Here is a 14,565-nt window from a genome sequence, read left to right as displayed (position 1 = left end):
GGTAAGCTTACCCATGAAAAGTGAGTATTTCCCATTGTAAGAAAACTATAAAGTGGAAGTTCTCCTTTGTTTCTTATAGTATGGTTTTGGGAGGTGATAGAATGAAGAAGGCAAAAACGAACGTGTTAATGCTTTTATTTACTTTTGGTACTTTTCTTGTCCTTACGTTCCAGTTTGTTCTACAACTAGTTTCAGAACTCAACAAATAGCCCACCCTTTTACCCAATAATCGAAAGGTGAGCTACTTAGTTATTTAATGTTCGGACAGGCTAAAGGTGTCCTACCACCTTTAGCTCCCTATTTCTAATTCACAGTATATTAAAGTTGAGCCAAACTTGCAATAAAAGTTGCACCAAAAACGGCAATAAAAATTTACCATTTTGTGAATGCTGTTTAGTTTCAGTAATTGTAAGTACTTTTTATTTAGTAATAAACACAGAATAACCTTTGCTTTTTAACTCATTTGCTAAGCGATCAGTATTATCTTTATTTACAAAGGCTCCCACTTGTACATGATACAATTTATTTGTGTTTGATTGTGTAGAAGTGTTTTTAGACTGTGCTCTTTTCTTTAAGTTATAATGAGCTGCGATTGATTCAGCAGTTGTTTTAGCCACTAATCGTCTATAAGTATCACTCTTAAGTTTTGGTAAGTCTGTAGTTGAATCCATAAAGCCATATTCAACTAAAATAGCTGTCATTTTAGTTTCTTTTAAGACTTGGAAGTTAGCGGTCTTAACTCCTCTATTTCGTAGACCAGTAGCTTTAACCAAATCAGATTGCACACGTCTAGCAAGCGCATCAGCCTCTTTTGGCTTAGATGTATGTATATAGGTCTCAATACCACCATGACTCCCCATAACGCCTCTCAAAGCGTTAGCATGGATATCAATGTGTAAATCAGCGCCCCAAATATTAGATTTACTTGTACGAGTGCTTAAAGGCACATCTACATTCCCTGTGTTATCATGCACAAACTGAGTTTGCACACCTTCATACTTACTTAATTCCTCAGCCATGTAGTTAGCAACAGGTTTATTAAAGTGAAATTCTCTCATTCCATCAGGTGAGCGTTTCCCTGCTGTATTGTTGCCGTGACCTGCTGATAGTGAAATTTTCATTACTTACCTTCCTCCTTACCTTTACCAACTTTTTCACGATCAAAGTATTTTGTTAGAAATTTAATATCGATTCCAATTCGACTAAAATTCTCAACAATACTCATTCCTTCATAGGCTACGATTAAGCCAACACCTAATTTAACTATGTATCCATCAGCACTAACAAAAGCATCCATAAACACTAAAAAAGCCAGCGCTACAAATAGCCCGACTTTCTTAATCATTCCTACATAATTGATTGAACTATTTAATTTTTTCTCCGTGGCTGCTGCTAATAATCCAGTTATAATATCAAATAAAATAAACCCTAATGCAACATACCACACATTACCAACAACCATCATTATGTCAAAACTCCCTGTAAAGGTTGTCATCTGTTCCATTCTTTCACTCCTATCATAAATAAAAAAAAGCTGACAAAGTAATATGTCAGATCTTTTTTATTACTTTCTAATTGTTAAATTAAATGTAATTTTGTTTACAGATGGATCAGTTTTCGCAACTTCATCATTCAGTTGTTTCTGTATTTTAATTGTTTTTGTTGGGGTATTGTATCCAATTCGATTTCCTATTCTTTGAATAATTTCATCTAAGTTAATGCTTGAATTTCTTGAAGACAAAAAAGTATATTCAAGAATGTGGTTAGTAGGTCGTTTAATTAATAAATCTTGATTATGATTATTGTTAAATGCGTAGAAAACTATGCTACCTTTCTCAACCCCACCTAACACAACTTGACAACTAGCTTTCTCTATAGGTATTTCATTTATTAGATCCCCTCTAATTTTCTTAGCACATTCTAATAAATCCCTTTCCGACTCCTGATAACCCAAAACTTCTACAACTCTTTCTCCAAGTCCCTGATTCCCACCAAAAGCTACAAACTGTTTTTCACTTATTTTTCTAAACTTTTTATAAGACTGATGTATTTCTTCTCCAGTTTCTAAATTAACTACTAAACCATCTGATACTACGGTTATAAAATTTTCTCTAGCTAAGACTGAAACTAAACTCATAGTAATCCCCCCTATCCATTATTCGTTAATTATACAATAAACAGGAAGTATGTACTATTAATTTAGTAATATTTACTAGCATTAGAAATAAATGATTTGGCTCAGAATATAACACAACATCACACAAATAAAAAAGCCCTATTTAAGGACTAGCTGTCTATCTACTACTTTATAATTTTGAATATTGTTAGGAATGTCCCAACTATCAAGTAAAAAGAACTCATCCCATTGCTTCTCAGGGATGACAGGTCTTTTTAACTCACCAGCAATGGATTCTATAATGTTTCCTTCTTCATCCACATCACAATAAAATAAAACCCTCATCTTTTATCCCTCCAACCATACACCATTAAACCTGCAACGTGCTTCTTTTGTAGGGTCAGACGTTTTAATTTGAAAATAAAAATCTCGTCTCTCTAAATCGTCATTCGATGGAACACCTAGATCAATTGTAATTGTACCGCCATACGTCCCTTCTTCTGAATACAACTCATCGTTTGTACTGCTTCTCTCAGCTAAGATTCCACCTGTTTTTGTATCAACGATAGCAACAGAGCATACTCCTCCTGAATTGACATATTGAGAAATATCAATTTTTAAATATCTAGACTTATGAGCAAAACGGTAACGATCACAAGAGACATAATTCGTCGAATGTGTCCTAAACCATGAGTTCCTTGCTTCAACATCTACATGAGTAAAACTTGGGTTTGTTGTCTGAACATTAAAATCAAATTTAGCAATTCCATCTTCTACCCATGCATAACCATCTTCACGCTCAATATAAATCATTCCACCAAAATAAGCTGAACCACCAGAACCATGAAAAGCACGTTTAGATGAATCATCAGGATTAACTAAATGTAATCCTAAGTGATCCATAAATACGTTTGTATTTGCCATTAATCTACGTCTCTGTAAAGTTAAATCACCATCTGGAGTCGTTAGCTCACCTAATGTTTTATTGGTCATTTGAATACGAACCATAGTATCTGTCGCATTTTCACGTAAGTTAGAGAGCGTGACAGCCGTATGGATTAACTTAAGATTATAATCATACGTTTCTTTAAGCTCTACAACCCTAGCTTCTATATCTACATTCATAGGCTCATAGATGACAAAACCGTAATCACCCTCATTTGCTTCTTCACCTATTTCAGCTATATCAATAGTAATACTGAGTTGTGGCTCGTCTATCAATACTTTTTGCAGATGATTTTGCATCCCTTCAACAGTGCTTAGGTTCTCATTTACCACTGGATCAGCGTATATTTCACCAAATTTTTCAACGTTAGGAGAGATGTACTCTTTTTCAATTGGGTAGTTACCTTCATCATCTGGTGTGCCACCGTAACCACGAATTATTGTTGCCAGATTCTTTGTGGATATTTCCTTATTTAAAGTTTTAGTATTATAACCGTAACGATACTGAAAGTCTCTTTTTTGACCTATCTCACGTTGTAGGTATACTTGATACCCTTCAACGTAAAATTCTGCTCCATATCTGCTTAAAATTTTTTGAAAAAGGGACAAACAATTCTCTCTGCCAAAATTTTCAAATCGTTCAGCAAAGAAAGGATCAACAATTGTGTAGGAATAAGGTGTATTTTTAAATACAAACTCTAATACATTGGCAAATGTAATCGATCCATTATGCACTTTAAGTTGAATACAATTAAGCATATCGACAAAGAATCGATGTATAGCTTCAACTTGCTTAATTGACTTATGACCATTGCTCTGTTCATTTACTTGTTTAATGATGTATTCCTCACCTTCAAATGCAATAATACTCTCTGTATCTATCATGCCAAAAGAATGTTCATTGCTCTCATCTGGAACAACTAAAAAAGCTAACGTTTTTTCACCGTTAACCTGTCTTGTTCTTTCGAGTCCTTTTATGTTGGTTACAAGCTCTTCATTGCCGTTTATATCTTTTATAAGTAACAATATATCACCTCTCTTTTTAAACAAAATAAAGAGCCAACACAATGTGTGCTGACTCTTTAAGGATTATTTTTTTATGTATTTATTTGCAAAGTCATTAAAATAGTCTGATCTTTTTTGATTACAAAAGCTAATTAATGTTTGTCCTTCTTTTGGTACCACTTTAAAAAACAATTTAATTTTTTCACTATATTCTTCAGGATTATTATTATATTCTCTTATTTCAGTAGAGTAACTACCTAATTTATCAATGAATTTAACTGTTTCATTATAAGTTTCTTCATCAATATAGATTGCGTAAAACAAAGACTCCCTCTCATACTCGTAAAGCAATTCATTATGAAACAAGCGAACACTTTCTCTATCATCATCATTTTTAATATCAAACCGAAATAAGATTTCACTTGCAGAAAAACAAAGTTTATCAGTTAACCTCAATAAAGAATTAAGATTCTTTAGTCTTTCTTCTGCATTTTTTCGCTCTTCTGATTTTTTGAATAGCCATACAGTCACTCCACTTCCAACTAATACACCTATAGCAGGAGCTATAAAATCAGCTAATAAGGACAATGAGTTCACCACCTTTTAATAAACTCATTGTCGGATATTTGCAATTATTTATCAACTTTTTTTCAATATTGTTATTACCGATAAATACTAGGGGCTTTTCCTCATGCGTTTTAACTATGAAATAATGAAACTATGTTTATATACGCATTGATCTCCGAGTTTACATTATATCTATATCATTTGTATCAATGTTAATCAATTCCTTACTAACGCCCAACACCTCTGCAATTCTTTTACTAAAGTGTCTATCAGGATTTACAAATTTACCTTCTAATCCTAATTCTTTGATTACTTTTTCAATTCGTTCTTTTTCTTCTTTGTTTTTTAAATTTACAGTAATGGTGTCAATCATAAAATAATCTTCTTCGTAAGAATGATCAATTAGAACTTCAATCATGTTAAAACTCCCTTTTTTATTTTAATTATAACAGTTGAAAGTGGAGGTTTGTATATATAAAAAGGGACTAACATAAAATCAGCCCTAATTGATTAATTTATCTAGTGCACAGTTTCCTCCTATTGTTCAGTTATTTTAAATGGTTTTAATACTGCGTTCTTAGCCGCCAATTTTGATAAATAAGCAAGAAATTTATTTCCGCCATTATCAGGAATAAAAGGTGCATCAGCTAAAGTATCTTTTTTATAAGCACCTGCGAATAACACCTCGAACAATGCTAAGGCGGCAACATATCTACCTATACCTAAATCAAGATGATAGCCATCACGTGTCAATTCGTCATTAACTGCGTTTAAATAAGAATTGGTTCTAGCATTTTGGATAGCTGTGCCTGTCGGCAATAATATATCAATATCCGTTTCTTCTAACGCTTGTAAATATGCGCCAGTAATGGCATTATACATAGTTAACTGATCATTGTCGTAGTTAGCAAACCCACTATGTGTTGAATTAGTCGAATAAGCCCATGTCATATGAAGTCCTATTTTCAAATTAGCATTTGTTGCTTCTTGTTTAGCATGATTAATAAGATTATTCAGATATGGTTGAAATGTATCATACATTCCTGATAATGCAGATCCCTGTTGAAAAGTAAGAATATCCCAAGGCTCTTCTTTAAATGCGTCATCAAACGCCACATTATTAGTCGACACTTTTCCCTCTTCTGGAGTCCATTTAACGTAGGTATAGGACGGTTCATTTGTACTAACTTCATTCCACTGTCCTTCCAATGATTGTCCACCGATACTTAGGAAACCTATAACGGCATCAATTCCTGCCGAATGGCATATATCAAAAAGATGTTCTGACGCATCCCTCGCAAAAGAATTTCCTAACATTAAAAATTTTAGCCTTTTACTGATCGAACCACCACTCTCGACTTGTTTTTGTAATTCATGAAATTGTGACAATAATGTTCGTGTCTCAAAGTCCACAATATAACCGTGTAGTTCAAATCCGTCAAGATTAGGAAAAGCTGTTAATGTCGTACTAGATGGCTCAGCATCTTCTAATTGAATGTTGATAGCGAAGTGAGTACATGCGTCCGCTATTGAAATTACTCCATTTGTGTCAACTGTTTGAGCAGACAAAAGATCTTCTCCATTAAATTGAACTAATCGAACTTGTCCTGTTATGGGGTTTTTCAAGCTATATTTACGAACGATACCTGCTTCCACGAAGTAGTTATGCCAGTTAACACCCTCTGAGTAATTTCCAGTGGAACTTGCGTAGTAACCGATATTAATTGTTTCGTTCAGATCTTCCCATCTTTCACTACCTTGAATCGGAAATTGAGCATTAAAAACATCACCCACTAATTCATCGACTTTATAGGAAATACCGTCATTACTAGGGCGAATAATAATTTGGTAAAAATCATTAATTGAATCGAATGCCGTTAGACTTGTTCCTGCTGGGTCTGAACCTTCCAATCTCACATTGACACCAAACATAGTCGTATCTTCTAACACGGTGAAACTGCCGTTACTAATCAATTGTGAGTCTATACGGTTCCCTTCCGAATCGAACTCAACCACCCTTAAAGTAATTTCACTAGGATATTCTAAAACGAAATTTTTTACACTACCATTAAAAACGTCGAAGTGATACCAATTTGTCCCTGTAGCAAAATTACCACTGCTACTATTGTAGTATCCTATTTTAGTTTTACCTTTTCTATCTCCGTACAGAGTTTTGCGAGTTGTTAATATATTATTATCTTGATCGGTAACTCGACCATTTAAAACAGGAAAAAGATCTCTTGCTTGAACAACTTCGGCTGGATCATCGCCACTTGCAATAACTAAATTATTAATCTGTGTTTGTAAATCGGTAGTTGTTGCTTTTGTCGCTCGTTGTGTCAATTGCGTATCACTGTGATCTAACCTGTCGCGCAGAACATCAAAGTCTCCACGTGCATCCATAGCTTCATCAGGATTTGGATTTTCTTTAATCAGCGTATCAACACGCTTCTTTTGCTCTTTTATATCCGCTTCTATGTCCTTTGAATTAGCATTAATATCAATTCTAACTCTATCAAATTGTGTTCCAATTTTTTTATAAGGATATTTTGGCATTTACTCACCTTCCTTTACAAATAATAAAAGCGGAAGTCGAATTTGATTTCGAAGCTTCCGCTTGTGTTCTCTAATTTGAAATTGTTCCAGCCATTTTTTATGGAAATGACCTTTTTATTGCTTTCTCTAACAATTAAGAGGTTGTTACGAGTTGATCTGACACCTTCGAGACGTATAACATCATCACTATTAGTTGTCGCTGTATGTTCCCATATGTCACCTGTAGACTCATTTACAATACGCAACGAATCTGAAGCTCCAACATACTCAATAACTAGCTCCATATTGCTATCACGTGGGTTTACAATTACATCACCAGCATTATAAATACTAAATGAGGTAGTATTGTGCGTATACTTCAAATCCTCAGCAATTAATCCCTGACCAAATTGCAATATAGACGAATCAAAAGATAGTTCGTCCTGTGTTGTTGCAATCGATTCTGCATAATGTGACATTGATTCAAAATCAACGACAAATACACCTGAATTAACTATTCGCTCAGGTGTAAATGAGTTACTTACTTCAACTTTCCAACGCTTGGCTGGTTCATCATCTTTCACAATATAAAACTCTTCATCTTTAAATAGTGTTTGTAATAGTTCATTTCGTGCTAATGGATAATCATAAGAGTCAACTGCAAAAAACTGACATGTAGCTTGCATTTTTCGATTGTCGTAGTCTTTCCCAAGTCTTATTGATCCACTTTTCCCCTGTATTTTTTCCGAATAAATGATTGGAGAGAGTGAGTCAATTTGGAAAGAGCGAACGACTATATTTAAATCATCAGCCATGTCTATTACTGTGCCGTCTTGATAGACAATCTTAAAATTATGTATTGTTTTTGGTGCTTTAAACATTAATTTTCCCTCACTCCTCTCATCATTAATTTTGTATCTGTTTCTCTCTTTTGACGTGTCATTAAATCATGGTAAAAGTCTTTATCAATATTTCCTTCAACGGTTATGTATACGTTTTGCACATGTTCACTGACAGGTTTACTCATCGTATCCGATATCTTTTGTCCAATCATACCAAGAACAGAAGCTGAAAGAGGTAACGCTGCTTCTGGAGTACCAGATTCGCCAAAACCTTGAAGTCCATAAGGTGTGTTTAATACAGTAGGTTTAGTAAATAGACCTCCATGAGCATTCCAATTTATTCCGATTGACGGCATTTTATCTAACCAATCAATTGGATTCCTTGACCAGTTTTTAAGGCTGAAGCTAGGTACTTTAATCTTAGGTAATTCTAATTTCATACCAGTGAAGAAACCTTTAATTTTATCAACGGCTGTTTTTACTTTGTCTCTGGCTGTGTGAATCGGATTCAAGATTGCATCTTTCACTTCATTAAATCTTGTGACTGCAGAAGATTTGATTTCACTAAATTTATTTGAGATGTTTGTTTTCAATTCGTTTACCTTTGAGGTTACATTGCTTTTTATCTCAGTAAATCTACTTGTTAAAGCACTCCACAATTCCTTTACCTTGGCTTTTACAACGTCCCAGTTCTTCCATAACATCACACCAGCCGCAACTAACAAGCCGATAGCAATTACCACTAAGCCTATAGAATTCAATGCTAAAGCTGTATTAAACGCAAGCTGAATCGCTGTAATTGCTTTTGTAATTGCTCCATAAGCTGCTATAGCACCTGTAATGAGGTAGAAGGTTGTAATACCTGTTGCAATTCCAATAAGAATAGGCTCTACAATATTCCAATGGTCTTCTATCCACTTAGTTGTGTCCTTAATGGCTTCTACAACGTCCATAAGGACATCTTTAGCTACACCAAAGGAATCTGTAAACAATTGCTTTATTTCAGGTAGTTTTGGAGACAACCAATCCCATAACTCACTTAGGCGTGGCATTACTTCAGCACTGATAAAATCACTAACTTTTCCAATTGCTTCTCCTGCTACATCAAATGCACTTTCGAAAAACGATTGTACTAATGGTAATTTATCTTGCGCCCAATCCATCACTTTGTGAAGAGTAGGCATTACAGCAATTGCTATTTTTGTAGCAAAGAAGCCTAATTGATCTTTCATCTCTTCAACTTTTATTCTAAATTCGTTAGCTTTGTTTAAGTCTTCTTCACTAATAATATTCGCTGAATCTTTAGCTTTGTTCATTGCATCTGCACCCATATCAACTATAGGAGCAATATCTTTCCAAGAACCACCTAACAAATCTGTTCCAATCTTAGCTCGTTCGGTCTTATCTTCAACACCTGCTAATGCCTCTGTAATAGCGTTCATGCGTTCATCAGCGTTCATGTTAGCGACTTCTTCAACAGATAAACCAAGTGCCTCTAATGACTCAGCACCTTTACCACCACTATTAACCATTGTATCGAGTGATTTCGTAAGCTTTTGAGAGGCATTAGTCATTGCATCAGAGCTAACACCAGCTACTTTAGTTACCTTCTCCCAACGCTGAATCTCGTCTGTTGACATGCCTGTAATGGAATTTAAATCTAAGAGTCTATCTGCGGTGTTTCCCAACTTAACTCCAAGACCAAACATTGCTCCACCAGCTACTAAAGCACCTGCTCCAAGTGCTGCACCAAATTTAGCTGCAGTCTTTATACCCTTACCAAGCTTAGTACCTAGCCCCTCAGCTTCTTTTCCAGTTTTGCTAATTGATTTCTCAGCCGCATCTGAGTCTACTAGAATCGAACCTACCAACTTAAATATATTCATTTTTTATATCACCTCCAACTGTGGGAGTTCATTAACTCTTTTACATCTGCTAATATTTCCTCTGACGTTTTAGTTTCCACAACTTCATTTGCTTTCTGTGGCTTGTAAAACTCTTCAAAAGTTATGTAATTTTCCTCACTCATGTGTGGATATTGAGAAGCGTATAGCGTAAAATGTCTATCTTCTCGTTGTTTTTCGTATATCTGACTTATCATCTGTATACCATCGTCAATATCCATATCTAAAACAAAGGTTGGATCAGCATAACGAGAGTAAAGTAAATCATAAAATTCAAAGGGATCTATTTCCCTGCTGCTGACAAAAAACTTGCTAGTCCTTTTTGCTCCTTGAATAATGCGATAATCTGTAATGTATCCTCAATAGGCAACTCAGCAAATTCTTTAGCATCTATTCCCACTAATTCCGCAAGAAAAGCATTTACTTCCCCTTCAGCTAGATGTAGATTTTCCACAACTCTTTGAATCATTTGTGCTCCCATTTGCTTTTGTGTAATCTTTTCATTTACATCTAATTTCACGTTTAATTTCTTAAGAATCTTACTCATTTTAAAAATATCCATCGTTTTCAACGGTCTCATTTTGTATTCCATTATTAATAACTCCCCCTAATTTTTAATTGAAATAAATAAAGAAGCACCCTATAAAAGGATGCTTAATGGTTATACTGCTTTAGGATAAAAGATTGCGAATGGTGGGTTGTCTAAGTCCTCAGCTCCGTAATGACCTTCAAACTCCACAGAAATAACAGCTTCTCCTTTATCCTGTGTTTGAAGAGTTAAACCGTTTGTATTTAGAGCGTTGTAAATTTGAATGATTACTGGCTCTGCTGTACCTGACTTTTTCCCGACAAACGTAATATTATCAATATAATCAGTAATATCAATGTTACTTTTGGCTTTAATGATGTCGTATTCAAGATTAGTTGTGGTATCAGTTTCACTAGATGTTAACGCTTGTGCAAGTCCTTCTTTCGTTACTTCAATGACGTTAGCCGTCATTTTCACTTCCCAAGCATCAATTGTCTGCAATCCTTTAGCTTTACCTTTGAGTCCATCAACTTCAATGTTTCGTAGCTCTGGAATCGCTGAAAACTGTCCACCTCCTCTTGTAGCTCCTACGAGCTTCCCTGCTGTAACTGCTGAATCAAATGTATCTGCATCGATATCAAAGTTAATAAAAAAAGCTCCTGCATCAAGCAAGAGATTGTCGGCAGTTTTTGTTGTATAACCGCTATAATTTTTACCCATTTAATTTCCTCCTCTAATTAATCTAATAATTTCTTGTCAAAATACCTAAGTTGAAATATTAATTTCCTTCGTCTTAAGCCTATTTCTTTTTCATCTAATTCTGGCAAGCGATTCTCCCTATATATACTAAACTGGATATCTTCATCCGAATATCTATAATAGTTCAAACCCCTCCATAGATTAGATGCTAGTGTTTCTATTTCCGTTGTATCGACATTGTTGTCCCAAACGTCTACATCAAAATTAAATATCTCTTGTTCTCCAGCTGTAAATGAATTTGGAAAGTCGTAAATGATATATGGGAAGATTGCTGTACTAGGAGCTGTTTGATAATAAACCTGTGAATGGTATGATTTCAGTAGTGTGTTAATCTGTTTGCGTAGTTGTATCATGACTCAGCCCCATCTGGACTTTCATAGTCGCCTTCGCTTGTTCCTGCTAACGATGGATTCTCAGCGTTTAATCCGCTAAGATATTGAGCCTGTATGGCTTGTATTTGGTCTATGTTGTTGTATACTGTAGTACGTAAGATACCACGAGCAGGTGAACCATGAGTACCTAATTCACTCCTTGAACCATACCAGCTTCCATGCTTAAATCCGATCAGTAAATCTTTCGATTTAGAACGATTCCAGTACTGGGTCGATGTGTAAATCCGCTTTGATCTCTTCATGCCACGTAGTTTTTTCAACTCAATAATCAGAAGTTTCCTGATAAATTTGGCTGTATCTCGCAAAGCTGCCCTCGAAAGTTCTGTGATTGTGTAATTTATTTGGTCTACATTAGACGTGAAAGTTACTCCACCTTGTCTATCAATTTTAGTTACTGATTTAGGAAGTGCCATTGTTAACACCGCCTTCACAAATCAATTCGATTGTTTCAAAGTCACCTATACCTTTTGACTTCTTAGGCTCAAAAACTCTGATAACACTATATCTAGAACCTTCAAATTCTACATCTATCTCCTTTGCATAGTCGTACTTATTAACCACAAATACCACTTCGGGCTTAACTTGGTTAGACATGGCTGCATAATGCTCTGATCTCGTCACGGAAAGTACATCACACAATACATCTGTTTTAACTTCTTCAAAAATAGAATCACCTAAATCATTGGTATCATTGATAGTTTTAATAAGAGTCAATTCAAAATCAAATGCCATCTTATACACCACCATTAATCATAAGGTTGTGTAATCTAAACTGTAGATGCCTAGGCATACCATCAACACTATCCCTGTTTGAATATCTCCAAGCTGAATAATCTACAATAAACATAAAATGTCTAGGGTTAGTATCATCAATAACTATACCCTTTTCTTCTGTTAATTCATTAACAACACTCTCTAAGATGAACATAATATAGTTATCACGAACGTTAGAACGAATACCAATTCTTTCTTTAACTAGCGGTAATATAACCTCTTGTAACCTATCCATTATTCTTCACCGACTTCTTGAATCAAGACTTCACCAATCTTGTTTGATGTACTTGATAACTCCTCAATTCGGTCATTCTTTACACGTCCCTTGCGGGGGAATTTATCCCCTGCATGATAGACGTGACCATTATCTTGTAAGTCGGCAAAGTCTTTAATCACTATGTATTTAGCCATTTAATCCTTCACCTCTTTTATTAATTATGTATTAGATTAAGCTCCAGCAACTTCTTCAGTGAATGTGACATAGAAGCCTGCCTCAGTGTCAGTTTTCTCTACATCAAAACGAACAAACCCTGCTAGAAGTTGACCATATACATCATTATCTACCCATTTAACAGATGCACGTTTACGGTCAAATAGTGTAACAGATGCTTTAGGATCACCAACGAATCCAACTAGGTCACCATCTGCATCACCAATCATGTCATCATCTAATACAACGACTTCTTTTCCGAACAATTTCTTACCAGAGGCAACAGTAATGTCTGTTTGTAATAAATAACGTCCATCTGCATCTTTCATTGTGTCTAATACATTATACAAAGATGATGAAATGATAGCTTTCGCATTGTATACTTTCTTAATATCTTTATTGAACACCGCTTTTAAACCGTCTAGTCCAACAACAGCTTTAGGAGTAGCAGTTTTTAGAACTGTAGCGATTGCACCATTTTTAGTATTTAATTCTTGGTCTGCAATCTCATCAGCAATTAAACCAGTAACATCATAATCCGCATCATCAATTGCTTCTTGAGATACTGGGATGTAACCACGGTAAGTTTCAATGTCGTATGGAACCTCTGTAATACTAGGTTTAGCTAGTTCTGGGTTAGCTGCTAGTTCTGCAACAGAAGTCATTTTACTACCTGATTTCTTAATTACTGGATATTTACCAGAGCCACTATTTACTTTAGCAACATTAACTAATTTACTTAAGTCAATTACATCTTCTGGTGCTTCTTGTGGACTTAATAATTCCTCTGGAATCAACGCTCCACCCTCTACAGAAGTAAAACCATCACGAGTCTGCCCCTTTGAACGTACATAACCATTAATTGCTTCACGAATTTCTACATTTTTGTTTTTCATTTTTCTCTCTTCCCCTTTGTTGTTTTCTGGATTTTTATTATTTAATTCCTCAATTTGTGCTTCAAGACTAGCAATCTCTTCTTGAAGTTTACCTTTCTCTGTTTCTTGTTCTTCAATTTCCTTTTCATTAACATCTACATCAACTTCAATAGCAGTTAAATCTTCCTCACTTTCAACCGCTTCAACTGCTTCAGTTAATTCGCTACGTTTTACTAATAATGCTTGCATCTGTTCCTCAATTGTTGATAATGCGCTACGCTTCATGTTTAACTTAGCACCTAAAATAACTGGATTACCCATTTATTAATCTCTCCTTTAGCTTTTGTTTTCTTAATTCAAATTGTCTTTGTTTGTGCTGTTCAATATCCTTCTTTCTAGCTTGAACACCTGTATCTGCATAAGCAGGAAATGTACAAACACTAACTTCATGCAAGTCAATCTCACGCAATGTCCACTTCACTGAACCGTCATCACGAAAATCTGTAGATTCACTCAAAATATTGAATCCAAAACTACACTGGTCAACATCTCCACGCTTTACACGCTCATAAAGATTGACTGCATCTGTATCATTAGGATTTATTTTGATACTCCCCCAAAGTCCATGACTATCAACTTTCAATTCAAGTGTGTTTGATTTATTTCTACCAAGAACTAATCCTGTATCATGGTTGATAAGTGCACGAACATCATTACCTAATGTCTTATTAAATGCTTCTGGTGCAATTTCTTCATAAGCACCTTGCCATAACTCAGTTTCAGAATTAAAAACAGCGAAATAACCTTCAATTACTTTCTCATCATTATCTTCAGCTCTAGTTCTCAAATCAGATACAAGGCTTCTTGTTTGTGATTCTTCTCTAATTGTCAT

The 14,565-nt window shown here is 35.0% G+C and carries 19 protein-coding genes; all 19 read right to left on the bottom strand.

Annotation, left to right across the window (positions count from 1 at the left end; all coding sequences use genetic code 11):
* Positions 1 to 419 precede the first annotated feature (419 nt).
* The 19 genes from SAY88_RS11770 to SAY88_RS11680 all read right to left on the bottom strand — a co-directional run bounded on the left by SAY88_RS11770 (position 420) and on the right by SAY88_RS11680 (position 14,565).
* On the bottom strand, positions 420 to 1,121 hold the full coding sequence (locus SAY88_RS11770) for an N-acetylmuramoyl-L-alanine amidase (RefSeq protein ID WP_332632040.1): 702 nt from the start codon (positions 1,119 to 1,121) through the stop codon (positions 420 to 422).
* Positions 1,121 to 1,504 (bottom strand): phage holin family protein, encoded by a 384-nt coding sequence (locus tag SAY88_RS11765; RefSeq protein WP_332632039.1) that lies wholly within the window; start codon positions 1,502 to 1,504, stop codon positions 1,121 to 1,123. Before SAY88_RS11765 ends, SAY88_RS11770 begins: the two co-directional genes overlap by 1 nt.
* Positions 1,505 to 1,564: 60 nt before the next feature.
* Complete coding sequence (locus tag SAY88_RS11760; RefSeq protein WP_332632038.1) at positions 1,565 to 2,137, bottom strand: hypothetical protein; 573 nt, start codon at positions 2,135 to 2,137, stop codon at positions 1,565 to 1,567.
* Between the two features lie 138 nt (positions 2,138 to 2,275).
* On the bottom strand, positions 2,276 to 2,461 hold the full coding sequence (locus SAY88_RS11755) for a hypothetical protein (protein WP_332632037.1): 186 nt from the start codon (positions 2,459 to 2,461) through the stop codon (positions 2,276 to 2,278).
* 3 nt (positions 2,462 to 2,464) lie between these two features.
* On the bottom strand, positions 2,465 to 4,087 hold the full coding sequence (locus SAY88_RS11750) for a phage tail protein (RefSeq protein ID WP_332632036.1): 1,623 nt from the start codon (positions 4,085 to 4,087) through the stop codon (positions 2,465 to 2,467).
* A 63-nt stretch (positions 4,088 to 4,150) separates the two neighbouring features.
* On the bottom strand, positions 4,151 to 4,654 hold the full coding sequence (locus SAY88_RS11745) for a hypothetical protein (protein ID WP_332632035.1): 504 nt from the start codon (positions 4,652 to 4,654) through the stop codon (positions 4,151 to 4,153).
* Positions 4,655 to 4,814: 160 nt separating this feature from the next.
* Positions 4,815 to 5,051 (bottom strand): hypothetical protein, encoded by a 237-nt coding sequence (locus tag SAY88_RS11740; RefSeq protein WP_332632034.1) that lies wholly within the window; start codon positions 5,049 to 5,051, stop codon positions 4,815 to 4,817.
* Positions 5,052 to 5,170: 119 nt separating this feature from the next.
* Positions 5,171 to 7,189, bottom strand: a complete 2,019-nt coding sequence (locus SAY88_RS11735) for a DUF4886 domain-containing protein (protein ID WP_332632033.1) — start codon at positions 7,187 to 7,189, stop codon at positions 5,171 to 5,173.
* Between the two features lie 14 nt (positions 7,190 to 7,203).
* On the bottom strand, positions 7,204 to 8,049 hold the full coding sequence (locus tag SAY88_RS11730) for a phage tail family protein (protein WP_332632032.1): 846 nt from the start codon (positions 8,047 to 8,049) through the stop codon (positions 7,204 to 7,206).
* Positions 8,049 to 9,896 (bottom strand): phage tail tape measure protein, encoded by a 1,848-nt coding sequence (locus SAY88_RS11725; protein WP_332632030.1) that lies wholly within the window; start codon positions 9,894 to 9,896, stop codon positions 8,049 to 8,051. The genes SAY88_RS11730 and SAY88_RS11725 overlap by 1 nt, the downstream gene beginning before the upstream one ends.
* A 301-nt stretch (positions 9,897 to 10,197) precedes the next feature.
* Positions 10,198 to 10,506, bottom strand: coding sequence for a hypothetical protein (locus tag SAY88_RS11720; RefSeq protein WP_332632028.1), 309 nt, complete (start codon positions 10,504 to 10,506; stop codon positions 10,198 to 10,200).
* A 69-nt stretch (positions 10,507 to 10,575) separates the two neighbouring features.
* Complete coding sequence (locus SAY88_RS11715) at positions 10,576 to 11,163, bottom strand: hypothetical protein (RefSeq protein WP_332632026.1); 588 nt, start codon at positions 11,161 to 11,163, stop codon at positions 10,576 to 10,578.
* A 17-nt stretch (positions 11,164 to 11,180) separates the two neighbouring features.
* Positions 11,181 to 11,555, bottom strand: coding sequence for a hypothetical protein (locus SAY88_RS11710; protein WP_332632024.1), 375 nt, complete (start codon positions 11,553 to 11,555; stop codon positions 11,181 to 11,183).
* Positions 11,552 to 12,007, bottom strand: coding sequence for a hypothetical protein (locus SAY88_RS11705; protein WP_332632023.1), 456 nt, complete (start codon positions 12,005 to 12,007; stop codon positions 11,552 to 11,554). The genes SAY88_RS11710 and SAY88_RS11705 overlap by 4 nt, the downstream gene beginning before the upstream one ends.
* Positions 11,994 to 12,326: a phage head closure protein gene (locus SAY88_RS11700; RefSeq protein ID WP_332632022.1), complete on the bottom strand. Its 333-nt coding sequence runs from the start codon at positions 12,324 to 12,326 to the stop codon at positions 11,994 to 11,996. The genes SAY88_RS11705 and SAY88_RS11700 overlap by 14 nt, the downstream gene beginning before the upstream one ends.
* Position 12,327: 1 nt before the next feature.
* Positions 12,328 to 12,603, bottom strand: coding sequence for a hypothetical protein (locus tag SAY88_RS11695; protein WP_332632021.1), 276 nt, complete (start codon positions 12,601 to 12,603; stop codon positions 12,328 to 12,330).
* Positions 12,603 to 12,779 (bottom strand): hypothetical protein, encoded by a 177-nt coding sequence (locus tag SAY88_RS11690; protein WP_332632020.1) that lies wholly within the window; start codon positions 12,777 to 12,779, stop codon positions 12,603 to 12,605. The genes SAY88_RS11695 and SAY88_RS11690 overlap by 1 nt, the downstream gene beginning before the upstream one ends.
* Positions 12,780 to 12,815: 36 nt before the next feature.
* Positions 12,816 to 13,994 carry a phage major capsid protein gene (locus SAY88_RS11685; protein WP_332632019.1) on the bottom strand — a complete coding sequence of 393 codons (1,179 nt, stop codon included), beginning with the start codon at positions 13,992 to 13,994 and terminating at the stop codon, positions 12,816 to 12,818.
* Positions 13,987 to 14,565 carry an HK97 family phage prohead protease gene (locus SAY88_RS11680; RefSeq protein WP_332632017.1) on the bottom strand — a complete coding sequence of 193 codons (579 nt, stop codon included), beginning with the start codon at positions 14,563 to 14,565 and terminating at the stop codon, positions 13,987 to 13,989. Before SAY88_RS11680 ends, SAY88_RS11685 begins: the two co-directional genes overlap by 8 nt.

This window comes from Halalkalibacter flavus (genome assembly GCF_036663575.1).
GTDB classification, from domain to species: domain Bacteria; phylum Bacillota; class Bacilli; order Bacillales; family Bacillaceae_D; genus Halalkalibacter; species Halalkalibacter flavus.
Note: the sequence above shows the minus strand (reverse complement) of the source record. Positions and strands in the feature narration are given on the sequence as shown.

Coding starts and splice junctions, on each gene's coding strand:
- SAY88_RS11770 (WP_332632040.1), bottom strand. CDS start 1,121: ATGAAAATTTCACTATCAGCAGGTCACGGCAACAATACAGCAGGGAAA.
- SAY88_RS11765 (WP_332632039.1), bottom strand. CDS start 1,504: ATGGAACAGATGACAACCTTTACAGGGAGTTTTGACATAATGATGGTT.
- SAY88_RS11760 (WP_332632038.1), bottom strand. CDS start 2,137: ATGAGTTTAGTTTCAGTCTTAGCTAGAGAAAATTTTATAACCGTAGTA.
- SAY88_RS11755 (WP_332632037.1), bottom strand. CDS start 2,461: ATGAGGGTTTTATTTTATTGTGATGTGGATGAAGAAGGAAACATTATA.
- SAY88_RS11740 (WP_332632034.1), bottom strand. CDS start 5,051: ATGATTGAAGTTCTAATTGATCATTCTTACGAAGAAGATTATTTTATG.
- SAY88_RS11735 (WP_332632033.1), bottom strand. CDS start 7,189: ATGCCAAAATATCCTTATAAAAAAATTGGAACACAATTTGATAGAGTT.
- SAY88_RS11730 (WP_332632032.1), bottom strand. CDS start 8,049: ATGTTTAAAGCACCAAAAACAATACATAATTTTAAGATTGTCTATCAA.
- SAY88_RS11725 (WP_332632030.1), bottom strand. CDS start 9,896: ATGAATATATTTAAGTTGGTAGGTTCGATTCTAGTAGACTCAGATGCG.
- SAY88_RS11720 (WP_332632028.1), bottom strand. CDS start 10,506: ATGGAATACAAAATGAGACCGTTGAAAACGATGGATATTTTTAAAATG.
- SAY88_RS11715 (WP_332632026.1), bottom strand. CDS start 11,163: ATGGGTAAAAATTATAGCGGTTATACAACAAAAACTGCCGACAATCTC.
- SAY88_RS11710 (WP_332632024.1), bottom strand. CDS start 11,555: ATGATACAACTACGCAAACAGATTAACACACTACTGAAATCATACCAT.
- SAY88_RS11705 (WP_332632023.1), bottom strand. CDS start 12,007: ATGGCACTTCCTAAATCAGTAACTAAAATTGATAGACAAGGTGGAGTA.
- SAY88_RS11700 (WP_332632022.1), bottom strand. CDS start 12,326: ATGGCATTTGATTTTGAATTGACTCTTATTAAAACTATCAATGATACC.
- SAY88_RS11695 (WP_332632021.1), bottom strand. CDS start 12,603: ATGGATAGGTTACAAGAGGTTATATTACCGCTAGTTAAAGAAAGAATT.
- SAY88_RS11690 (WP_332632020.1), bottom strand. CDS start 12,779: ATGGCTAAATACATAGTGATTAAAGACTTTGCCGACTTACAAGATAAT.
- SAY88_RS11685 (WP_332632019.1), bottom strand. CDS start 13,994: ATGGGTAATCCAGTTATTTTAGGTGCTAAGTTAAACATGAAGCGTAGC.
- SAY88_RS11680 (WP_332632017.1), bottom strand. CDS start 14,565: ATGACAATTAGAGAAGAATCACAAACAAGAAGCCTTGTATCTGATTTG.